The organism is Microcoleus sp. Pol14D4, assembly GCF_036701245.1.
In the GTDB taxonomy this organism is placed as follows: domain Bacteria; phylum Cyanobacteriota; class Cyanobacteriia; order Cyanobacteriales; family Microcoleaceae; genus Microcoleus.
Map to the genome: position 1 here is coordinate 1 of NZ_JAUBQM010000027.1, position 22448 is coordinate 22448.

16 protein-coding genes are annotated in these 22448 nt (G+C 48.1%); 5 read left to right on the forward strand and 11 right to left on the reverse strand.

The annotated features are described in order from the left end of the window. The 4 genes from QUA33_RS12285 to QUA33_RS12300 form a co-directional block, all read right to left on the reverse strand. Positions 1-1793, reverse strand: a 1793-nt coding sequence (locus tag QUA33_RS12285; RefSeq protein ID WP_333148823.1) for a condensation domain-containing protein, incomplete at its 3' end; no start/stop codon positions are given. Between the two features lie 211 nt (positions 1794-2004). Beyond that, positions 2005-2880 carry a cupin-like domain-containing protein gene (locus QUA33_RS12290; protein WP_333148824.1) on the reverse strand — a complete coding sequence of 292 codons (876 nt, stop codon included), beginning with the start codon at positions 2878-2880 and terminating at the stop codon, positions 2005-2007. A 255-nt stretch (positions 2881-3135) separates the two neighbouring features. Further along, positions 3136-8229, reverse strand: a complete 5094-nt coding sequence (locus QUA33_RS12295; RefSeq protein ID WP_333148825.1) for an aminotransferase class III-fold pyridoxal phosphate-dependent enzyme — start codon at positions 8227-8229, stop codon at positions 3136-3138. Between the two features lie 3 nt (positions 8230-8232). After that, entirely contained in the window at positions 8233-11586 is a 3354-nt protein-coding gene (locus tag QUA33_RS12300; protein WP_333148826.1) for an amino acid adenylation domain-containing protein, read from the reverse strand. A 460-nt stretch (positions 11587-12046) separates the two neighbouring features. Between QUA33_RS12300 and QUA33_RS12305 the strand changes: the two genes are divergently transcribed. Further along, the gene (locus tag QUA33_RS12305) at positions 12047-12346 is read left to right on the forward strand and encodes a hypothetical protein (protein WP_333148827.1); all 300 of its coding nucleotides are present in this window, start codon (positions 12047-12049) and stop codon (positions 12344-12346) included. Between the two features lie 333 nt (positions 12347-12679). Here the strand turns inward: QUA33_RS12305 and QUA33_RS12310 are convergent, their stop codons facing one another. Further along, entirely contained in the window at positions 12680-14428 is a 1749-nt protein-coding gene (locus tag QUA33_RS12310; RefSeq protein WP_333148828.1) for a hypothetical protein, read from the reverse strand. A 374-nt stretch (positions 14429-14802) separates the two neighbouring features. Here QUA33_RS12310 and QUA33_RS12315 point away from each other — a divergent pair, with 374 nt between their 5' ends. Together QUA33_RS12315 and QUA33_RS12320 are read left to right on the forward strand one after the other, a co-directional pair. Continuing rightward, positions 14803-15033: a hypothetical protein gene (locus QUA33_RS12315; protein ID WP_333148829.1), complete on the forward strand. Its 231-nt coding sequence runs from the start codon at positions 14803-14805 to the stop codon at positions 15031-15033. A 50-nt stretch (positions 15034-15083) separates the two neighbouring features. Continuing rightward, positions 15084-15296, forward strand: coding sequence for a hypothetical protein (locus QUA33_RS12320; protein ID WP_333095085.1), 213 nt, complete (start codon positions 15084-15086; stop codon positions 15294-15296). Between the two features lie 553 nt (positions 15297-15849). Here QUA33_RS12320 and QUA33_RS12325 read toward each other — a convergent pair. The 4 genes from QUA33_RS12325 to QUA33_RS12340 all read right to left on the reverse strand — a co-directional run bounded on the left by QUA33_RS12325 (position 15850) and on the right by QUA33_RS12340 (position 18784). Then, positions 15850-16272 (reverse strand): MgtC/SapB family protein, encoded by a 423-nt coding sequence (locus QUA33_RS12325; protein WP_333148830.1) that lies wholly within the window; start codon positions 16270-16272, stop codon positions 15850-15852. Positions 16273-16354: 82 nt separating this feature from the next. Next, entirely contained in the window at positions 16355-17011 is a 657-nt protein-coding gene (locus tag QUA33_RS12330; RefSeq protein WP_333148831.1) for a hypothetical protein, read from the reverse strand. A gap of 244 nt (positions 17012-17255) precedes the next feature. Further along, a complete protein-coding gene (locus QUA33_RS12335; RefSeq protein ID WP_333148832.1) occupies positions 17256-18221 on the reverse strand; it encodes a BadF/BadG/BcrA/BcrD ATPase family protein in 966 nt (321 codons plus the stop codon). 206 nt (positions 18222-18427) lie between these two features. Beyond that, positions 18428-18784: a zinc ribbon domain-containing protein gene (locus QUA33_RS12340; protein ID WP_333148834.1), complete on the reverse strand. Its 357-nt coding sequence runs from the start codon at positions 18782-18784 to the stop codon at positions 18428-18430. Positions 18785-18999: 215 nt separating this feature from the next. Here QUA33_RS12340 and QUA33_RS12345 point away from each other — a divergent pair, with 215 nt between their 5' ends. Together QUA33_RS12345 and QUA33_RS12350 are read left to right on the forward strand one after the other, a co-directional pair. Then, entirely contained in the window at positions 19000-19326 is a 327-nt protein-coding gene (locus QUA33_RS12345) for a phasin family protein (RefSeq protein ID WP_333036214.1), read from the forward strand. A 278-nt stretch (positions 19327-19604) separates the two neighbouring features. Next, entirely contained in the window at positions 19605-20192 is a 588-nt protein-coding gene (locus QUA33_RS12350) for an FKBP-type peptidyl-prolyl cis-trans isomerase (protein ID WP_333148835.1), read from the forward strand. A 94-nt stretch (positions 20193-20286) separates the two neighbouring features. Here the strand turns inward: QUA33_RS12350 and dnaB are convergent, their stop codons facing one another. Further along, the gene (dnaB, locus tag QUA33_RS12355; protein WP_333148836.1) at positions 20287-21612 is read right to left on the reverse strand and encodes a replicative DNA helicase; all 1326 of its coding nucleotides are present in this window, start codon (positions 21610-21612) and stop codon (positions 20287-20289) included. A 254-nt stretch (positions 21613-21866) separates the two neighbouring features. Next, positions 21867-22325, reverse strand: coding sequence for a 50S ribosomal protein L9 (gene rplI / locus QUA33_RS12360; RefSeq protein ID WP_333148837.1), 459 nt, complete (start codon positions 22323-22325; stop codon positions 21867-21869). Positions 22326-22448 lie beyond the last annotated feature (123 nt).

Sequence of the window (22448 nt, forward strand, 5' to 3'; positions counted from 1 at the left end):
TCGGGAAGTCTTTCTACTAGGTTCTGTTGAGTCAAAAGCACCGATATTTTGCCGTCTGAGAGCATGAAATCCAGCCGCTCTTTGGGATAAGCGGGGTCTAAGGGCAAGTAAGCCGCTCCGGCTTTGAGAACAGCCAAAAGTGAGACGATCGCATCCATAGAGCGATCTAAACAAATGCCCGCTAACACTTCCGGGCCAGCCCCCAAAGTTTGCAAGTAATGTGCGAGTTGATTGGCGCGACAATTTAGCTGTTGGTAGGTTAGCTGTTGCTCTCCAAAAACTACGGCTACAGCGTCGGGAGTTTGTTCGGCTTGAACTTCAAATAGTTGGTGAATGCAGGCTGATTCGGGATAATTTGTTTGAGTGTTGTTCCACTCAATTAGGAGTTGATGCCGTTCCGCTGCTGTCAAAATCGGCAAGTTTTTCAGCGGGCGCTCTGGATTAGCAACTATCCCCTCTAACAGCACTTCAAATTCACCCATGTGGCGGCGGATTGTCGCAGCATCAAATAAGTTGGTATTGTACTGGCACTCCAGCACGAGTTTGTTTTTTGTTTCGCTGGCATTTACTGCCCATTCAAAATTTTCATAAGTTCTTGGATTCGAGAAAACTTCAGCTTTAAAACCTTCAAAATTAAGTTGCTCTTCTGCAAGCTGCACGTCCAGATTAAAAGTTACAGGCACTAGCGGAATGCGACTGAAATCCCGCGGCACTGCTAGTTTTTTTACCAGAGTACCGAAGGTAATCTGCTGGCAGTCGAGAGCATCTAAAATTGCCGTGCGCCGCGATCGCAAATAATCGATAAAAGATTTTTCCCCGTTAATTCGAGTACGCAGCGGCAACAAGCTGACGCAGTGTCCCGCAAGCTTGTCTTTTCCCCCAACCAGTTGTCCCGCCGCAGGCATTCCGACAACCAAATCCTCTTGCCCGCACAAGCGGTACATAAAAGCTTCAAATCCAGCAAACAGAGTTGTAAAAAAGCTGCATCCTGCTTTTTTGCCCAGGCGTTTGAGGTTAGCAACCAAATCCGGCTTTAGTTCCCAATCTTCCCGCGAACCCTTGTAAGTTCTCAAAGGAGGCCGCGCTCTGTCTGTCGGCAAATCCAGCACTGGAATGGTGCCTGAAAACTGATTTAACCAATATTTTTCTGCCTCAATAACTTCGGGACTTGTTGCTTGTTCTTCTTGTAAAATTGCGTACTCTATAAAACTTTCTGGCTGTGGAAGATTGGCCGCTAAGCCTTGATTTTTTGCAGAATAAATTTCACCCAAATCTGGGAATAGTATGCCCCAAGACCAGCCATCGCAAATGATGTGGTGGCCGGTGAGAATAACGATGTGTTCCTGCTCTTGCAGCTTAATAATTTGACTGCGAAACAGCGGCCCGCGCACTAGATTGAAAGGGAGATCGACTTCTTGACGGCGCAAATGTGCTAATTTCGATTCACGATCGCGATCGCCCAAAATTGACAAATCTATCAAAGGAATATCAATCTCGATCGACGACGCAATACAAAGAGTCGATCCGTCAGGGCTAAATGTTGTCCGCAGCGCTTCGTGCCGCTGGACTAATTCCTGAATGGAAAATCGGAGAGATTCAATGTCGAGGTTTCCTTGCAACCGCAGACACATCGACTCGTTGTAGGCGCAATTTGCCTTGTCTCCCATTTGCACGGCAATCCAGATTTCTTTCTGCGATTCTGTCGCGGGTACGCAAGCAAAAACTTCTCCGCCGGCGAAAGGATCGAAGTCTACAGCAGTTAGTTTTGGTCGTAAATCTGTGGCTATTTTCATTGGCTATTAACGACGGTAGTGCAACTAAATAAATTCAATTGTCTTTGTTGTATGGGAGATTTGTTTTAAAGAGGTCGATTGGGATTTAACGTTGGGTAGGGGCGGATTTATGAGATTATTAGTCAGAGACAATTATTGTTGGTCAAACCCGCCCCTAGGGGATTTACAGCAGATTCAATTGATCGAGGGAGTAACTAACCAGAATTTGGTATTATTCCATCCCCATCAATCTTTCGCGAGCACTCAGCAAAGCACCTGCACCCGTCAGATAAGCATTAATCATCTTGGCTTTGAGCGAATTTTTGCCTCTGGGGATACAACATTCGTTAGTAAAAAATTTCCAGTTTGATTCGCAAAGTTGGTCAAATGCTACGGAAATGGTTAAAGTCAGCGACCTTGCCGTGTGATACCAGCCGCAGGGAATAAATAGCGTTTCACCGGCTGAAATTGTAATAGTTATTGGCGTAGCTTCAGCCAAAAGCGGATATTTTTTTAAGTCTGGATTGTGATGGTTTTCAATCTCAGATAGCCAAGGAGCACCTGGTTTTGGGTAAAGATACTTTTGCTGCTCCGGGGGAAAATTTGTAAATTCTTTTTCCCCGTAAATTTGATTGATATACGCATAAAGCCCGAGAAAATCGTAGTGCAAATAAGGAAATTCTCCGCCCGGCCCGCCAAAGAATATTTCTAAGTCGTACAAATCATTGAGCAGCATCTTCGGAATTAAACTGCTGTGCGTGCGATCGGGTGTGGCAATACTCGGTCGGGGAGAAATATCGGGTTCTAAATCGGCAAAATCTTTGCGGACATTTAGTTTGAAAGGATAGGGAGCCGGATTTTCTTTTGTGGAATTCTTGAGCAAATCGAACAATTTGTTGAGCGTGTAAATGTTACCACCTATTTCAATTTCTCGATCGCCAAAGTTTTCTTGAAAATACTCCGGCGTAAATTTTGTTCGGGCCGGCCAATCTTTTGATAAATCTGTGAAAATAACTGGTTTGCCTGGATTGCGGTACTCGTTGACGAATTCTTGGTGAGTCAGACCAGTGCGGCGGTCTATTTTAAGAGTTTTTGCGGTTTGGAGCATTTGCGTTTTTCCTGGTTTGTTAGTGGAAATTCATTCTCAATTTTAAAAGTTGGTAGATTGCGATTTGCCGTTGGGTGGGGGCGGGTTTTTGAGATTATGGATTTGTGGCAATTATGGTTGGTGAACCCGCCCCTACAGGTCGATCGCGATCGATAGTTCGAGCGTTGGGTGGGGCGGGTTGTCGAGATGGTCGGTCTTAGGCAATTACGGTTGCTAAAACCCGCCCCTACAGAATTTAATTACCAACCCTAACCGTCAATTTGATAAACTATCTCCTACTTGTAAATGTTTTCCTGGACGCTCTGGATCTGCTATGTACCAAGCTGGATTGCCATTAGGATCTCGCCCTAATTTTGCACCGGGTACGGGAGAATTGTTTGAGAAAGCAATTGACGATTTCGATCCATTTGTATTGCCATTTGTGTGGAATTCGATCGCCTTAACATTGCCGCCAGATGCTCCGGGAAAAAATCCGGCTGACTGCAATTCGGCAATACTTTCCTTAAATGCTTCTTTGACAAAAGCAATATCTGCGTCGGAATGCGCTAGCGTCAGAAAACACGGGCGGTGATCCCAAATGTGAATGCCTTTTTCCCGCAGCGAGTAAAACAGCAGTTCTCCATGAGTAAAATCTTGGGGGTAGGTGATTTTGAACAGGGAACCGAAGTTTTTAACAGTGAAAGGTGCTTGCTCTCGATCGAAGATGGCGTTCAATTCTGCAACGAATTTGTCAGTTTTGGCATTGAGATCGCGCTGCAATGAAGGCCCGCCGCGCTTCAAATATTCGAGGGATGCCTTGGCTGCTGCTAAAGTCAGCGGGTGGCGCACAAAAGTCCCTGCAAAATAGGTAACGCCAACTTCTGGGAACGAGTCGTCGCCGAACTGCCAAAAACCTCCGTCTAAAGCGTCCATCCAGGCTGATTTCCCCGCGATTACCCCGATCGGCATCCCGCCGCCGACAACTTTGCCGTAGGTGCCGATATCCGCTTGTACGCCGAAATATTCTTGGGCGCCGCCCGGTGCAATGCGGAATCCGGTAATCACTTCGTCCATAATGAAGGCGCAATGGGCTTGCTCGGTAATCCGGCGCACTTCGTGGAGGAATTCTCGCGGTTGCCAGTCGGGACGGCGACTTTGTACCGGTTCTACCATGATGGCTGCAAACTCGCCCGCCCGGGCTTTGAGGATTTCCAGGGATTCGGGTTCGCCGTAGTCGAGGATTAAAGTATTGTCAACGGCGGATTGGGGAATGCCCGGTGCTGCGGCGAGCGATCGCAGTTTTTTGGTGCCGCGCACGATTACTTCGTCGAAAATTCCGTGATAGTCTCCGGTAAACATGACGATCGTACTGTTGCCCGTGACGGTGCGGGCCAGGCGCATTGCGCCCAAAACTGCCTCAGAACCCGTGTTGCAGAAGGCGGCGCGATCGTGTTTTGTCATTTCGCACACGAGCTCGGCAACTTCGCCTGCTAGCGGTGTTTGCGGGCCGATTTCATACCCGCGCTGCATTTGAGCTGCGATCGCTTCTGTAATAAATGCAGGCGAATATCCGAAAAAGTTCGACCCGAAACCGTTGGTTAAATCTACATACTCGTTACCGTCTTCATCCCAAAGTTTAGAACCCGACGATCGCCCCACCACAATTGGATAAACCAACTCTTTCATCGTCCGGTTAAACCCCGAAACTACCCGCGGATCGGCGAGGTGGTGGCGGTGAGTCTGAGTGTACTGTTTGGATTTCTGAGTTCGCGCCGTATATCGCTTGACAAATGTTTCTAAATATGATGATTGCTGCGGAGTTAATCCGTCGCGATCGGAGGTGTCGATGCGGGCGGCGGCACCGAACACCTTTTTTGGTTCTGCTGTTGGTTCTGCTGTGGGTGCTGCTGTTGGTGCGATCGCGCTGCCGTTAGTCTGGGATTGCGGGGTATTTTGAACGGGTGCCGGCGGCTGCGGCATAACTTGACCGTTAGTTGTCGGTGCCGGCTGTGCGGGAACCAAACCAGCGCCGCCCAACAGTTCTAGCTGTCGCGACATAATTTGCAACTGCTGGCCGATCAGGTATTCGAGATTGCCAGACTGTACGGGAATCGCTGCGGGCTGGAGACTGGGCAAGGGCAGATTTACAGGGGCGCTGACTGCAACGGGAGTGGCAATGGGCGCAGGAGGTGCTGCTGTCGGTGCGATCGCCGGTGCGGGTGCTGGTACGGGTGCGGCTTGTTGGACGACAGGAGTTGCAGGCAAAACCTCCGGCGGCAGAGCACCATCGATAAATTCAGATAAAGTGCCGAGAGTTGGCACAGTTTCTAATAGCTGGCGAAAGGTAATTTTGATGCTAAATTCTTTTTGCAAATTCAGCGCTACTTGAGTTAAAGATAGAGAATCTAAACCCATTTCTAGGAAAGTTAAGTCCTCATCAACACTGCCTAAATCCTCGCCCGAAGTTTCTTCAAGGATGTTTTTAATTACAGGGATAAGTCTGTATTTGCGCGCAGCTTGTTTGGTTTCAACCTGTGAATTTGGCATCAGTAATTGGTTGTTGACTGTTGACTGTTGACTGTTGACTGTTGATTGTTGGGAATTGGGAGTTGGGAATTGGGCATCGGGCATCGAGAATTGGGAAGTTTCTCCCTCTCCCCCTCTCCCACTCTCCCCCTCTCCCACTCTCCCTTTCTCCCCCTCTGACACTTTTGGTTCGATCCAGAAACGCTTGCTCTCGAAGGGATAAGTCGGCAAGGGAAGGCGATCGCGCGTTTCCTCCTGATAAAAACTCTGCCAGTCGATCGATACTCCGCAAAGCCAAAGCTGTCCGGCTGCACTCAACAAAGCCGCCCATTCAGTTTGATTTTCATGGCTGTCGCTGAGGGAAGAAATGGCAACTTGTTTTTTCAAATCTTTGGCTTGTTTGCGAGCTAAAGTAGCAGCCGTTGTTCTGGGCCCGACTTCCAAAAGTATCCGGTTCGGATCTTGCCAAAGCTCTTTTATCCCGTCGGCAAAACGCACTGTTGCCCGCAAATGCCGCGCCCAATACATCGGATCTGTTGCTTGTTCCGCTGTTATCCAACTAGCAGTTACAGTAGAAACAAATGGGATAGTTGGCGCTGACAACTGCACTTTTTTGACATATTCGGCGAAAGGTTCGACGATCGAATCTACCATCGGCGAATGAAAAGCGTGGGAAGTGTGCAGTTGTTTGCAGACAACGCTTTCGCTTTCTAGTTGCTGCTGAAAAAGTGCGATCGCCTCCGTCGGCCCGGAAACCACGCACAAATCCGGCGCATTCACCGCCGCCACTGCCAAATCCGCACTCAAGCGCCCTTCTACTTCGGCAGCCGGTAAGCGCACCGACAGCATCGAACCCCCCGGCAAATCTTGCATCAAGCGCCCTCTCGCTGCCACCAGCATCAAGGCATCTTCCAGGGAAAACACGCCTGCGATCGTTGCAGCCACAAATTCGCCGATGCTGTGCCCGATCGCACCTTGGGGAGTGACGCCCCAACTCTGCCACAGCTTGGAAAGCGCGTATTCTACGGTAAATATCGCAGGCTGAGTCAAGAAAGTTTGGCGCAGCGATTCGGCGGCTGTGGCTTCATCGCTGCCGGGATACAGGACTTTCCGCAAATCTCGGCCGAGGTGCGGCTGCAAAATTTCGGCGCAGCGATCGACCGTTTCGCGGAATAAAGGCTCGGATTCGTACAAATTCAAGCCCATATTGACGTATTGCGACCCTTGTCCCGGAAACATGAAGATTACTGCCGGATTTCTCGATTCGGCGCAGCGGGTTGCTGTACGCAGCGGCGGCAGGGATTCGAGTAGCTGCACGGCATCGGCGCGATCGCTGCAAACGGCGAAACGGCGGTAATTGAAGGCTTGCCGCCCGGTTTGCAGGGTGTAAGCAGCATCGGCGAGATCGATTTCTGGGTTTTGGGCGAGGTGCGATCGCAAATTTGCGGTAGCTGCGTCCAAAGCAGATGGAGTTTTCGCCGACAGCAGCAGCAACTGCCGCAGGCGAGAAGGACTTGACGGTTCTAGGGCGGGCGCTTCTTCGAGGACGACGTGAGCGTTGGTGCCGCCGACACCAAAGGAACTGACTCCCGCTCTTCTGGGCGTTTTGCCGGCTTTCCATTCCGAGAGTTCGGCGTTGACGTAGAAGGGGCTGTTGGCAAAATCAATGGCTGGATTCGGTTGCTCGAAGTGCAGAGTGGCGGGTATTTGCTGGTGTTTGAGGGCTAAAGCTGTTTTGATCAGCCCTGTGACTCCCGCTGCGGCGATCGTGTGTCCGAAGTTGCTTTTGACGGAGCCGATCGCGCAAAATTGTTTGGCTGCGGTTTTCTGAGCAAAAGCCTGAGTCAGCGCTTCTATTTCGATCGGATCGCCCAGGGGGGTTGCCGTGCCGTGGGTTTCGACGTAGGATATGGTTTCGGGATTCACGTCTGCCATCGCGTGCGCCATCGCGATCGCGTCTGCTTGCCCGTCTACGCTGGGTGCGGCAAAGCTGACTTTGGCTGCCCCGTCGTTATTCAAGCCCACTCCGCGAATTACCGCATAGATTGTATCTCTGTCGGCGATCGCTTCTTCCAAACGCTTGAGTACAACAGCCCCGGCAGCGTTGCCGAACACGGTTCCTTCAGCCTTGGCGTCGAAAGGTTTGCAGTGTCCGTCGCTGGAGAACATCCCCCCTTCTTGATACAAATAACCGCTATTTTGGGGAACCGTAATTGAGATCCCGCCGGCCAGGGCTAAATCGCATTGATAGCTCATCAAAGCATAAAAAGCTTGACAAACTGCAACTAATGATGTAGAGCAAGCGGTATGCACGCTGACGCTCGGCCCCTTGAGATTCAGCTTGTAAGAGGTGCGGGTAGCAATGTAGTCTTTTTCGTTGGCTACCATCACCTGAAACTCGCCCGCGCGGGAAATTACATCCGATCGTCCGGCGATGTTGTTGGGAAAATAAGTATTGTTGCCCGTGCCGGCGTAGACTCCGATCGAGCCGTTGAAAGTATTCGGATCGCAGCCTGCATTTTCTAGGGCGGCCCAAGCTATTTCTAAAAAAACGCGCTGCTGGGGGTCGGTAATTTCGGCTTCGCGGGGACTCACGCCGAAAAATGCTGCATCAAACCGATCGGCACCGTCAATAATTCCTCTAGCTTTGACGTAATTGGGATTTTGTCTGAGATTGGGGTCAATACTGGGGTCTAGTTCCGCGTCGCCGAACAACGTTGTAGACTCCACTCCGCCGCACAAATTCTGCCATAATTCACCGACACTGGCAGCGCCGGGAAAGCGGCCCGCCATGCCAATAATCGCAATGCCGTCAAGTTCTGAGTTTTCCTGCGAATTTGTCATAAATTAGGGTTTTTTGGTAGATTGCTTTTGCCGTTTAAAAGCAGCTTTTTGCCGATCGGCCCTGTCTTGAAATTTGTTGTTAGATGGGCTTGCAGTCTGTCCCTGATTTAAATAATTTGCCAATTGGGCGATCGTCGGGTGCTGGAACAATTTCACAACCGGTAAGTCAGTGGCTAGCAGATCCCGAAGTTGGACTGCAACTTGCAGCGTCATCAAAGAATTGCCTCCAATCTCGAAGAAATTGTCGTGAATGCCGACGCGATCGAGCTTCAGCAGCTTAGACCAAACACCCGCCAGCAAAAGCTCCAACTCGCTTTGCGGTGCAGCGTAACTCTGGGACTGTTCTTGTCGCTGCGAGTCAGGTGCCGGCAGGGCGCGGCGGTCAATTTTCCCGCTGGGCGTCTTCGGCATCGCCTCAACATTCACAAACACCGCAGGCACCATGTAATCTGGGAGTTGCCCTTGCAGGTAAGGGCGGAGGTCGGCTATTGCCAATTTCTCCTCTGGATTGGCAACTATGTATGCAACCAGTCGTTTGTCCCCCGGTGCGTCTTCCCGCGCCAGCACCACAGCTTGTTTGACGGCGCGATGTTTGGCTAGTGCGGTTTCGATTTCTCCCAACTCTATGCGGAAGCCGCGAATTTTGACTTGGCCGTCAATCCGCCCGATGTACTCGATGTTACCGTCGGGCAGGTAGCGAGCTAAATCTCCTGTTTTGTAAAGGCGATCTTCTTCATCCTCGATCGCGAGTATTTTATTTTGTCGAAAAGGGTTGGGAATAAATTTTTCAGCAGTCAAGTCAGGGCGGTTGAGATAGCCCCGCGCTAAGCAAATGCCCCCGATGTACAGTTCTCCCGCTACTCCTAAAGGTATAGGCTCACCATCTTTTTGTAACAGATATATCTCCGTGTTGGCAATAGGGCGGCCGATCGGAGGCAGTGCGGGCCAATCTCCGGGCGGGCCTGCCAGGGTATAAGCTGTAACAACGTGGCTCTCGGAGGGGCCGTATTGATTGTGCAGGGTACAGTTTTCTAGCTGCTGAAAGAAACTGGCTATGTAACGGTTGACTTGCAACTGTTCGCCGGCGGTGATTACTTCGCGCAGGGATTTCGGTACTAGCTGATAGGTATCGGCTGCTTCGGCTAAGTGTTGCAGGGCGATAAAAGGGAGAAATAGTCTTTGAATCTTTTGTTTGTCGATTAGCTGCAACAAACTCTGGGCATCTCGCCGGATTTCTTCTGTGATGAAAACGAGGGTGCCGCCGGCACACCAAGTACAGAACATTTCTTGAAACGAGACATCGAAGCTCAGAGATGCAAATTGCAGGGTTTTGGCTGCGCCTTCAAGGCTGGAGTTTTGCAGTTGCCACGCAATTAGGTTGACTAGGGAACGGTGCGGGAGGGGAACTCCTTTAGGTTTACCGGTGGAACCTGATGTATATATTGTATAAGTTAAATTTTGGGGAGAGACGCTGCTAGCTGGGTTTTCCGTGCTGTGACTGCCGATCGTTTCCCAGTCTGCGTCCAAACAAACGGCGCGGGCTTGATGTGCTGGCAACTCCGATACTAAGTGAGATTGAGTGAGGATAACGGGAGCTTGGGTGTCGGCTAACATGAAGGTCAGCCGTTCTTGGGGGTAGGCTGGATCTAGGGGAACGTAAGCTGCGCCTGCTTTGAGAACGCCTAAAACGGCGATCGCAATTTCTAAGGAACGTTCCATGCAAATAGCTACTAAAACATCGGGCCCGACGCCTAATTGCTGCAAGTAATGAGCGAGTTGATTGGATTTGGAATTGATTTCTCGGTAGGTGAGTTGCTGTTGGAGATTTTGGGCAAAAACGGCGGCAATGGCATCGGGCGATCGATCGACTTGTGCTTCAAATAATTGGTGAACGCATTTATCTTGCGGATAATTTGCTTGAGTTTGATTCCACTCCTGCAACTGAGCAAGTTCGGCTGCTGTCAGCATTGACAATTTGCTGATTTTCTGCTGGGGATTCGCCACTATACTTTCTAGCAAAGTTTGCAGGTGTCCCAACATTCGGGTAATGGCGATCGGATCGAACCGCTGGCGATCGCCCGCAATTTTCAGCAGCAGTTCTGTTCCCCCGTATGCGTAAACAGTCAGGGGAAAACTTGTCTGTTCTAAAAGCAGAAATTCTCGGTTTTGCCAGTTGCCACTCAAAGCTTGCAAGGCAGAGTTAATGTGATATTTTTCAACTACTAGCAGGCTTTCAAATAAAGCTGTGCCGCGGGAAATCTCGCTCCATTCTTGAGTTTTTGCCAGCGGCACGTTCCCGTATTCTTGAAATGCCGTCCACTGAGTTTGCAGTTGTTTGAGCCAGTCTATCGCTGGTAAATCGGGAGATACAATTACCCGACACGGCAAAGTATTTATGAATAATCCTACCGCTAATTCTGCTTTTTCTAGATTCTGCGATCGGCTGTTGCAAATAGTTCCAAATACTACATCTTCCGAACCGGAACAGCGGCTCAAAAGTAAAGCCCACGCTCCTTGCAGCAGGGTATTTAGGGTTAGTTGCTGTTCTTGAATTAGAGAGTTTAAAGCTGCGGTAACAGTGCTAGAAAGCCGGATTTCGGGCAGTGTCAGGAACAGGCCAGATGCCTGTTCCACAACTGATGAATTTCCTGGTGCGGCGGGCAAGATGCCCGCCCTTGAAAAATCCCCAACCAGAGGGGTAGGAGCGCTGAAACCGCTTAAGTATTGTTTCCAGAATGTTTCTGCTTTTGAGATGTCTGGCTGCTGCGTCCACTCGATAAAATCTCGATCGCAGCGGGGCGGTTGTAATTCTAATGGTCGATCGGCACACAGGGATTCGTACAAGGTAAAAACTTCTTGCAAAACAATGACTGCCGAGGTACTGTCAAGCAAAATGTGGTGATAAGTCCAGATGAGTTTGTAATCGGTTTCCGACCAGCGGAACCAAGCCAAACGCATCAGCGGGGGTTGAGTGAGGTCAAAGCCTTGCAGGCGATCGGCTTCCAAATAGGTTTCGAGTTGGTTTGCGCGATCGCCCTCCGACAAATTGCGCCAGTCTTGCTCAACACTTGGGAGTTCAACTTGGTGATGTACCATTTGCAGGGGAACTTCTTTACCTGACCAAGAAAAGCTGGTTCTCAAGATTGGATGCCGCTGCACTATTTGCTGCCAAGCTTTGATGAAAGCTGAAACATTCAAATTTTCCCGAATACTACAGATCGCTTGTTCGATGTCTATCCCTGATTGTTGACCCGAAAGGCTGTCGAACAACATCCCTTGCTGTATCGGTGAAAGTTGATAGGAAGATTCACTATCAGTAGTTGCGGATTGCGGGCGATCGTCTGCTGCCAATGACATATTTATATGTAAGTATTGATGGAAAAGACTTGTGAGCAACTGTAGCCGGATTTTTAAGGCTTTTTTAAGTAACTATTTATCCCCAAGCACCGTAAAATTACGGTAAAATTATCGCTAGCGTGTATCTGAATGTTTGGTTTTTGGGGGTGCAATATTTTATCGGCTCAGCCGATGTTAACTCAAACTCTACCGCCCTGTAAAGTATCATTTATACATTTTACGGATACATTCGCTCAAGAGCATTTCCCGTTCACCAACCGTGTAATTCCACAGCCTGTAAATATTAAAATTGCTTAATATTCTGTTGGCGATCGACTTTCTTCTCTCAAGAAGAACTAAAGCCTTCAACATCTGCTATAACAGGCTGACATCCGCACTCAACAGCAATGATTTGCATCCTGTCTGCAGGCAATCGTTGCACTAAATTAGCTACAGCCAACCTCAACCTTTAAAGAAAGCTATGGGATATTTGATTGGTGCGATCGTCCTCGGAATGTTAATTTGGGCTGGGTTCGAGATTGTCCAAACAATCCGCAATTGGGAAACGAATCCCGAAGAGACCACCAGCAAAATTCAAGCTGAAATAGTCCAAGAAACATATCGCGGTCAATTTGGTGCCGATGCGCTGGAGGGAGGGAGTCAGGCTGTCGGAAACGCACTCCACGCCGGCCAGTGCGCCGCCGAAGCAGCAGCTTGCGAAGCTGCTCCAAGTGCGATCGGTCATGTGGTAGAAGGCTTGTTGCACGTTCTACACCATTAATATAGTGTCTGCTAGCGTAAGTTGTGCAAATGTTTTTGATGCTGTAGCGGCGGGTTTTACCAATAATATTTACCCACACAAACATTCTCCTAAACCCGCCCCCCACAACTAATAACCTATATCAACCTTGACTTTTATCGAAGGGAAAAAATGTACATTCAGGTTTACCGTTGAGCGGCGGGTTTATGGGATTATTAATTTTTGGCGTAGATAGTTGGTAAAACCCTCTCCTACCATCGCGCAAATCATACAAAAACTAACCAAGACCAAATGATATAACAACACAAAATGAATGGAAAAAGCCATTTAAAATTTTCCATTCATTCTCATTTTTTACGCTTTCGGCTCAACCCATACCGTCATCCCCTCAACCCTCAAACCTTTGCCGCGAGTGCCGCAATATTGACCGTTAGCAGTAACCGGAGTATCGCCTACATTCTGGATGTGAGCCGTATAAAATACGTCGTATTTATCAGCTTGCGGCCCTGTCAGGCGGGCGGCAAATCCCTCAATGCGCTTGGCTTTGCCCCGGAATCCAGCTAACTCCCCTTCCGAGATCCAAGCAGTATCGCCAACTCCTTCAACGTGAGCCATGTACTGCAAATTTAAACCGGGAACGGGAGGCTCTATTTTAATTTGAAATCCTTCCACGCGGCGGCCTTGAGCTTTAGTACCCGCATATTCTCGATCGCTAAAAGTTCGATCGCCAATTCCTTGAATGTGCGCCAACACTTTTAAACCCACAGGTGCCACAACTTGGGAACTAGCAGACGGCGCGATCCAAACTTTGATGCCCTCGATTCTCAAAGCTTTGCCGCGAGTGCCGCAATATTCGCCGTTGGAAGACACGTCGGTGTCGCCGATATTCTGAATGTGAGCGCTATAAAATACGTCGTACTTATCAGCTTGCGGCCCGCTCAACCGCACCGCAAATCCCTCAATTCGTTTCGCTTGACCCCGAAAACCTGCCAATTCTCCTTCGCCGATCCAAGGAGTATCGCCAACACCTTCGACGTGAGCCATGTACTCGACATTTAAGCCGGGAATTGGGGGCTCGATATTAATTTGAAATCCTTCGACACGGCGCCCTTGAGCTTTAGTACCCGCGTATTCTTGAGCACCGAAAGTTCGATCGCCAATTCCCTGAACGTGCACCAAAACTTTGATTCCCAAACCGCCCTCTACAGGAGCTTGTTGAATGTCCCGAGGTGCCCCAAAGACAATGTTCCCGGAACCGGTTGTCTGAAGAGACTTAGGTACTTCCACGCTGGGAACAATAATCACCTCGTGCATGGGGACAGAAGGTGCGGGGGATTCCAAAATCTGGATTTGTGGCGCAACTGTAACTTGTTTCGGTGCCACATTTCCTGACGGGATGACAATCACTTCTGGCAAAGGTTCGGCGCTGATTTTTTGTTCGGGCGCTGCTTTAAATGCGGGTTCGACTTTTGCAGGTGCTGCTTTTACCATCTCAGCAATGGTTAATTTGCCTCTGGAAATGGCTACGGCTATTTGTTTGCCAAAAGCGGCGCTGACTGTTTCTTCGAGAATTACCCACTGTTCGTCATCTAATTTGTCTTGCTGTTCCACCAGGGCGAGCACTGCTGAAACTGGGTGTTTGCCGCTGATTAAGGATTCTGCGTCAGAATGCAGTTGAGTTGGGGTTGATTCGGAAATCGCGCGCTGCAGTTCGCGGGCTTTGGCATGAACTGATTGTAAGGGTGCGAAGTCGCTTTGTTCGCGGTGGGCGATCGCCAATACTCGATCGATCACTTTCAATGCTGCATCGCGAATTTCTGCTTTACCTTCGGAAGCTGCGGCAGTCTCGACTAAGTTTTGAATGTCTTTGAGGGAAGCAATTTCCCCCGGTGCGATCGCGGATTTGTTGAGTTCGAGAGCTTGTTTTTGCACACCGGCAAAGTTGCGGCTGTAGGCTGCTACTTCTTGCAGCAAGGTGTCAGAGGGAGGAAGGCCGGAGTCTTGCAGTTGTTTTGCTGCTTGAGACAGGCGATCGGCCAAATTAGCATAAGTTTCCGATAGTCGGGCTATTTGTTGTAGCAAATCTTTATGAGCTAGTTCCATATGTCTTGCAGTAAATATTTAACTTGCTGATTATAGACGTTGAGCGTCTTCTGAAGGTAGAAGGCAGTAGTCATCAGTGATTAGTCCCAGGGAAAAAGAAAAATGCTCCCCCTCTCCGGCTCCTCCACTCGGACACTCTCCGACTCCCCCATGCAGACACCCGGACACTCTCCGACTCCCCAGTCTCCGACTCCGCCTCTAGCACCCCCCGCGTGATCGCCGTCACAACCGTGCAAATACTTAGTCACACTCTCCGACTCCGGTTGTCACGAGTGCCCCGTAACAATGTCACACATATCGAGCAATAGCCGTCACTGCTGATTCTGTGAAAACAGTTGATACTGAGACTTGAACCAATAAAACCCCGAAGTGTTATGGTACTAATTCGCGATCTCGCCCAGCAAGCTCTGGCTCTAGGCTATCTAACCATTGAAGCCGAAAATCAACTGCGGCGGATGTTAACTACCACCACCTATGACTTAGAAGACTTAAATGCTTTTATGGCTTTGCAACTAGCAGCTATGTCCGGAGGAGTGAAACAAGAGTCTCGCGAGCTGAAAAATTTTGAACTCTTTGGCGAGACGGCTTCCGAAACTTCCTGTTAGTAACTTGTTTGCTTTTGATTAGTTAAAATTTAGTAAGGGAAATTTCTACCGTGCAGATTCGTGAAGTTGTAAAACAAGCTATTGCCGCTGGATATCTGAGTTTGGAAGCGGAAAAAGAAATGCAGAATATTTTTTCCTCAGCCAAGTGTGATTTGGAAGATTTGAATGCTTTTATGAGCTTGCAGTTAGCTGCCATGGCGGGTCGCGTAAGGCAAGAGTCTTTGGAATTGATGAAAATGCCAAGTTTTCCCGAAACGAATTAACTAGCTTTATTCATTCATGTGCTTTCCGGCAAAATAAATATTAATTAATCAATTTACTAAAAAAAGTTTATTTAAAAGTTAATTTTTCTAAGGTATAACTCATTAATTTTACCACTATTGCTATCTTGCTTCACTCGGTAGTAAGCCAATCAACTCTAATTTAAATAATTTTTAAAATAAATGTTTAAGTTTGTAGGCAGGACTTAGCTCCTCAAAGGCAAGGCGGGGATGACCAGACCGATCACCCTGTTTGCTGACTAACCGTCGCTCGTTATGATTCAAAGGTTATTTCTTGTTATATCAATTCCGGTTGCACTCCTTATGATAGGTTTGAGCAACTTTTTCACTACATTGACAGATCTGGCGGGGAGGATAGCCAACAATTTATGATAAGTGATTAACTCGACTTGGTATGAAAAAGCTAATATTATTTACCCTCGATTAACCGCAATTAAATTGGTTAGTAGTGAAGCTTCATCAAACGAGTTGGTAATTGCGGCGTCACTAGCAACATTGTAAGGTTATTTTGCCAAATTGAATATACTCAATGAGACTATTTCCTACGACTCCGACGCTCTAACTCTTTAATTACTCTCAGAACAAACAGCGACATTAAAGCGCCAATTAATGCCAGTTGCCACAACCCGCATCCTGCCGCAGTTCCTAAAGCTGCTGATACCCAAATAGCGGCGGCAGAGGTGAGTCCGTGAACTTCAACTTTACCTATTTCCTCTTGATTTTGCCGCAGGATTTCTCCGCCTCCCAAAAACCCAATCCCGGCAGCAATGCCTTGAATTACGCGCGCTACAGCATCTCCTCCGTTTTCATTTTTCCCCATTGCCAGCGGCATTAAAACAAACAGTGCAGAACCCATACTAACTAGCATATGAGTTCTCAATCCCGCTGGTTTGTTTCTGAGTTGGCGCTCCCATCCAATAATTCCGCCAACAAACATGGCTAGGCACAACCTTAACATTATGCCTAGCCAATTATCGGGAGACCACAAGTTAGCGATCGACAATGTTTTACTGCAAATAATTAATCCGAAGATTCCAATATTAGCGGAGTACGATGTCCGATCGCAATCTCACTGCTAAATCTTGTTCCGGGCGAATCACCAGCACGTCAACGCTGCGCCGCCCCAACAATACTCCAGCTAAAGCGCCGATCCCAGCGCCTCCTAATACTTCTTCCGTGGCGATGGCTTTGTCGCCGGTAATGCCTGCGAGTGCTGCTGCTGCTGCTGCACCCAAAGCTGCACCTTGGGCTACTGAACCTGTGCCAGCACCTTTTTGGACTCTTTCGGTTCTGGTAATAATTCCTGAATTTCCGTCAATCCGATAGCGTTGGCGGCGGCTGATAACTAACTCTCTGGCAACAAATTGAGTACCACTTTGATTGCCTCTTCTGACAGGTTGCAGTGTCCCGACTATCTGGCTGCCTCTGGGGATTAATACTCTGCCTTGAGGTGTGCGGATGTCTTGCGCTACAGTTAAAGTTAAAGGTGCAGTTTCTTCGCGGGTGACAACTATTTTGTCTTTTTCATAGCTAACTGGAATTACACTGCCCGAGGGAATGCGGATGCTATCAAATTGGGAAATTCGTTGTTGAGCTTCTGCGGGATTAGCTACCACTAGGGGCGCGCTGGTTCCAACTGTAATACCCAGTGCGAGGATTGCTGCTGTTGCTGAACGCCATTTTTGAGAAGTAATCATATAAATTGTCTCCTTGCTTCGGTTTTTGTTTACTTAGGAACGCACTACTGCTAAATTTGTTTCTGGTTTCGCATTCATCTGATGTTTTGATTATGGCAGGCTGGAATTCTACCAGTTGGGAAGATAAGGTCGATAATCCAGAAGTTGAAAATTTGGAAAAATCGAGAAAATCGGCAATACAGGGGCTATCGGGAAGATAAGGAAGATAGTCAAAAGTCAGCATTCAACAGTCAACAGTCAACAATTAATTGTTGAGAGCGTTTAAGGCTAACAATCCTGCACCGAAAGCTGGTTCGTATCGGGGCGAGATTATCTTAGCTTTTGGGGCGATCGCACTTATTGCAGCTTCAAACCGACCTCGGCAATTTGCCTCGCCGCCCCACACACCTCCTACGAGCACAATTTCAAATTCTTCTGTTTGGTTAAATAGCGCTGAAATGGCTATTTTTGTTGAATAGGTTAATTCTGCCACAGCATTATTGATAATGCCGTCAGCGACGCGATCGCCCTCTGCTGCGGCTCGATCGACTATTGGTGCTAAAGTTGCAATTTCTTTGACTCCCCAACCGCGCCCGTAAACGACTTCTACCAATTCTTCTAGGTTATTGAGGCCTAAATGCTTTTGAAATTTTTCGGCAAGCAGGGTAAAATCTTCGCGTCCGTCATAGAATTTCAAAGCAGCTTGCAAACCCTGAAGGGCGATGTTATATCCGCTGCCTTCATCGCCTAAAATATATCCCCAACCGCCGACTCGTTTAGTTTTCCCGTGACGGTTTTGCCCGAAAACAATCGAACCGGTTCCTGAAATAACGGCGATACCCACCGGATGACCTGTACCGCCAGCAAGTGCGATCGCGCAGTCGCTGCAAATTACTATATTCCTGGGCAAGAACGATCGGGTTACTGGTAAAGTATTTGTCAACTGCAAGTTCTGCACTACAAATTGCACTATTTCGCGATCTTTTGGACGCCCGACGCCTGCTAGTCCCAAACCAATTGCTTCTATGTTGAGATTGCCTACAGCCTCGACCTGAGCGGACAGAACTGCTCGTTCGATCGCCAATTGGATGGATTGTTTTGCTGTCTCAATTCCCAGGGTTTGATAATTTGACGGCCCTGCTTCACCCCGTCCTAAAACAAGGTGGTTGTCATCCATTAAAAGGCAGATAGTTTTAGTGCCGCCGCCGTCGATGCCGAATACGTAACTCATGAATAATTTAGAGAATAATAGAGCAACCCAGATTAACAGAGATATCTCTATTCTAGGCTTTGTACAATCCGAGTGAACAGAGATGTTGCACCATTATTGTCAATAAGCCTTTTATGAACAGGCTTTCCGGCCTGTGAAGCGAGAAAATCTACTCTTTGCTTCACAGGCCGGAAAGCCTGTTCTTGAAAATGGTGCAAGATGTGAGATTAAATCGACACAGCAATGCTAATAATAATTAAAGCTAATAAAGCTAACCAAACGAGATGGCGCTGACACCAATTTTTGATTGATTGCGGCCAGCCGCTGCTGATGTAATGGCTCGTCTGTGGCACAAGTGGCTCAGCTCGATCGTGATAAAGCGTGCATTCTTTGGCAAAGGGACGCTGCGGGTAGTTGCAAGTGTCGTCTTCGTGATAAATACAGGTAGGGCAGAGAAATTCTTCGGGTTTTGATCGATAAAGAGGGATACCCGGATGACCGAAAGCTTTGAGGGGAATTTTGCAGTGTGGACAGGCGAGGGCTTGGGCGTCTACAGGTTGGTGACAGCGGGGGCAATCAGGCATAGACAGCAGGGTTATGGGGTAATGTGGTGGGTAGGCTCATTAGCGGGTTTTCCGAACGCCGATTAGCGCGATCGGCTCGCCATCAGGCGGCTGGATGCTCCAAAATAGAAAGGTAGTTGTGCGCTGATGTAACTTTAAGTTTACAGATGGTTTCGCAGCGACAGCAGGCGACCTGAGCCGATCGGGTATGAAAGGGCAAACATTAGGAAAAATCTATGGATAACAATAGCAACTTACTCAAACAACTGGTAATGCTGGGCATTGGTACTACCTCCCTGGTGGCAGAGAAATTGCAGGAAGTCAGCGAGCAATGGGTCAAAGATGGCAAAATCAATTCCGAGCAAGCCAAAACCTTTGTGGATGACATGACGGAACACCTCAAGTCTGAACAAGGTAATTGGGATACGCAGTTACAGCGGCAACTACGCAATATGCTGCAAGATATGGGAGTTCCCCGACAGTCCGAAATGGATGAGTTGCGGGGAAGGCTCGATCGTTTGGAACGTCAGATGCGGGATTTAGAAAACCGTAACTGGCGCTGAGGTCGATCCTCTTCGAGGGCTTCGCTAACGCCCGCGAGGAGTTCGCTGCTATCTTGTGATAAAATTGTCACCCAAAGGCAGAAGGCTAAAAAAGGCACTTATGTAGAAGCCACTTATGTAGAATTACAAACATTCTGACTTCATACTTTTGCCTTTAAAATTATCTGAAACCTGCCGTTTTTTGGTGGAAAAGTTCAGATAACATTTGGTAGTTCTTGTTGTACTAGATGTCTTAGATATCTGAGATATCGCGGTTAAAAGTATCAGGAGGATTAATTTTGCGAGGAGTTCTAGTCAGCTTGGGGGTAATGCTGGTTTGCTTTGTGTTTTTGATAGTCGCTCAAATGGGCGGTTCTGGGTCCCAAGCAGTTGCAGCCGAATTGAACAATCTTTTACCAGAGACTGCTATTGAGAAGTTGTCAGCACAGTCTTTGAATGAAAATAACTTGCTAGTAGCTGATGCTACTTTACCGGAGGTACCAGCTACTATCGCTGGCAATGACATGACTGATAATACTGATAAAACTGTCACCACAGATTCAGGTCTGAAATATGTTGAATTGAAAGAGGGTAATGGGGCGACTCCAAAAACCGGGCAGACGGTTGTGGTACACTACACTGGGACTTTGGAGGATGGCACGAAGTTTGACAGTTCGCGCGATCGCAATTCTCCTTTTCAGTTCAAAATTGGCGTAGGTCAAGTAATTAAGGGTTGGGATGAAGGCGTCGGTACGATGAAAGTTGGAGACCGCCGCCAGTTGATTATTCCCCCTGAACTCGGTTACGGTGCTCGCGGTGCGGGCGGAGTCATTCCTCCTAATGCTACGCTGATTTTTGATGTGGAATTGTTGAAAATCGCTGGCTAGGTAGCTCAATCTAATTCAACGTAAAACTTTTACGGTGTTTAGAAACCCGGTTTTTTTATTAAGAAACCGGGTTTCTGTGTATTTCCTGGTTGATTTACGATCGCTTCGGAGATGCCAGATTGCGAAAGCAGGTATATTGGGCGTCAAATAATAGTTTGATGATTCCTGTGGGGCCGTTTCTGTGTTTGGTAATAATTACTTCTGCAATTCCGCGATCGGGCGAATCAGGGTTGTAATATTCATCGCGGTAGAGCATAATTACTAAATCTGCGTCTTGCTCGATCGATCCGCTTTCGCGTAAATCAGACATCATCGGCCGCTTGTTTGTCCTCGCTTCCACACCCCGACTCAACTGAGATAAGGCAATAATCGGCACGTTGAGTTCGCGGGCTAAACCTTTAAGACTTCTGGTAATTCGAGATAGTTCTTGCACGCGGTTGTCGCTGGTACCTTCCATTAATTGCAGGTAATCTAGCAAGACTAATCCTAGGGTTCCGCCTTGTTCTGCTTGGAGGCGGCGGACTTTCGATCGTATTTCTGTGACGGTAATATTGGGAGTATCGTCAATAAACAGCGGTAGTTCTGATAAATTCCCAATGGCTGTACTGATTGGTTCCCATTCGTTTTGACTGATTCTACCCGATCGCAACCTGTTACTTTCTATTTTGGCTTCACTGGACAGGATACGCTGCACTAGCTGTTCTTTCGACATTTCTAAGCTGAAAACGGCAACGGGCAATTTTTGCTGTCCGGCGGCGATGTGGTGGGCGATATTGGTACAAAAGGCCGTTTTGCCCATCGCCGGCCTAGCCGCAACGATGATTAAATCCGATCGCTGAAAGCCTCCTGTCATCGCATCTAAGTCATAGAAACCGCAGGGAATGCCGGGAAGTGTCAGGCCTTCATTGCGATTTTCTAGGTCTTGAAATGTTTGGTTTAGTGTTTCGCCGATCGACACTAAATCCTGTTGCGGGCGTTCTTGAGTTATGCTGAAAATTTCTTGTTCGGCGCGGTCTAAGACTGTTTCTAGCGGTGTTGCCGTCTCGTAACCTAATTGTACTATGTTGTTGCCAGCTTCGATTAATTTGCGGCGCTGATATTTGTCTTCAACTAAAACTGCATATTGGTCGATGTTGACTGCGGAAACTGTGCGATCGACTAATTGTGCTAATTTACTTAGTCCTCCTACTTGCTCTAACTGGTTTCGGTCGGTTAGCGAAGTTGTTACCGTCATTAAATCGGTAGGTTGACCCTGTAAAAATAGCCCTAATGCCGATCGATAAATGACTTGATGAGCGGTGATGGCAAAAAACTCCGGCCGCAGCAGTTCGGCAATTCGGGAAATAGCTTCGGGGTCAATTAAAATCCCGCCCAAAATTGCTTCTTCTGCCTCTATATTTGTCGGCATCAAATCGCTCATTAGTCAATAGTTATTAGTTATTGGTTATTGGTTATTGGTTATTGGTTATTGATTATATCGTGTCCGGTTAATCAGTTATCATTTGAGTGCGAGCGTCCCGCTCGCGAGCGAGACGCTCGCACTCAAAAATAAATATAAGCGATCGCTCGAACTTGATATTATTGGTTATTGGTTATTAGAAAAATAACTGACCAGTGCATTAATGCCCTATGCCCTGCGCAGGCCAATTACCAATGCCCAATTACCAATTACTGTTACATCGGAACAACTTGAATATCAACTTCGGCGGTAACTTCTGCGTGTAGTTTGATTTCAGCTTTGTATGTACCAGTTTGGCGAATTTCGGGCAGAGTGATGCCGCGCCGATCGACTTCTTGACTGGTAGAGTTGAAAATCAGTTCTGCTACTTCTTGGTTGGTGACAGTACCAAAAATCGCGTCTGCTTCGCCAACTTGCTTGGAGATGATGAAAGGCCCAGCCGCTTCGAGGGCGGTTTTGCGGACTTCAGCTTGCTGCTTGAGCTCTAGCTGGCGCAGTCTTTCTTCTTCACGGCGGCGTTCTGCTTGCTTGAGAATGCCAGGAGTGGCTCTAAATCCCATTCCTTGGGGTACTAGGTAGTTGCGGGCGTAGCCCGGGGCTACTTCTACTACGTCGCCAGCTTTACCGAGTTTGCTGACATCTTTATTTAAAACTAATTGGACGCGCTTGGCCATGATCGTGGGTTGTGGGGTTTTAACTGCAACTTTTTATAATAGCGAAGTTTGAGGGGCGATCGCAAGGGAGAAGGAAGTTCGGCAACGGATTATGTAGCGGATGTAACGGATTTAACGGATGGA

Coding starts and splice junctions, on each gene's coding strand:
- rplI (WP_333148837.1), bottom strand. CDS start 22,325: ATGGCCAAGCGCGTCCAATTAGTTTTAAATAAAGATGTCAGCAAACTC.
- QUA33_RS12345 (WP_333036214.1), top strand. CDS start 19,000: ATGGATAACAATAGCAACTTACTCAAACAACTGGTAATGCTGGGCATT.
- QUA33_RS12295 (WP_333148825.1), bottom strand. CDS start 8,229: ATGACAAATTCGCAGGAAAACTCAGAACTTGACGGCATTGCGATTATT.
- QUA33_RS12340 (WP_333148834.1), bottom strand. CDS start 18,784: ATGCCTGATTGCCCCCGCTGTCACCAACCTGTAGACGCCCAAGCCCTC.
- QUA33_RS12290 (WP_333148824.1), bottom strand. CDS start 2,880: ATGCTCCAAACCGCAAAAACTCTTAAAATAGACCGCCGCACTGGTCTG.
- QUA33_RS12325 (WP_333148830.1), bottom strand. CDS start 16,272: ATGTTAAGGTTGTGCCTAGCCATGTTTGTTGGCGGAATTATTGGATGG.
- QUA33_RS12315 (WP_333148829.1), top strand. CDS start 14,803: ATGGTACTAATTCGCGATCTCGCCCAGCAAGCTCTGGCTCTAGGCTAT.
- QUA33_RS12335 (WP_333148832.1), bottom strand. CDS start 18,221: ATGAGTTACGTATTCGGCATCGACGGCGGCGGCACTAAAACTATCTGC.
- QUA33_RS12305 (WP_333148827.1), top strand. CDS start 12,047: ATGGGATATTTGATTGGTGCGATCGTCCTCGGAATGTTAATTTGGGCT.
- QUA33_RS12310 (WP_333148828.1), bottom strand. CDS start 14,428: ATGGAACTAGCTCATAAAGATTTGCTACAACAAATAGCCCGACTATCG.
- QUA33_RS12330 (WP_333148831.1), bottom strand. CDS start 17,011: ATGATTACTTCTCAAAAATGGCGTTCAGCAACAGCAGCAATCCTCGCA.
- dnaB (WP_333148836.1), bottom strand. CDS start 21,612: ATGAGCGATTTGATGCCGACAAATATAGAGGCAGAAGAAGCAATTTTG.
- QUA33_RS12300 (WP_333148826.1), bottom strand. CDS start 11,586: ATGTCATTGGCAGCAGACGATCGCCCGCAATCCGCAACTACTGATAGT.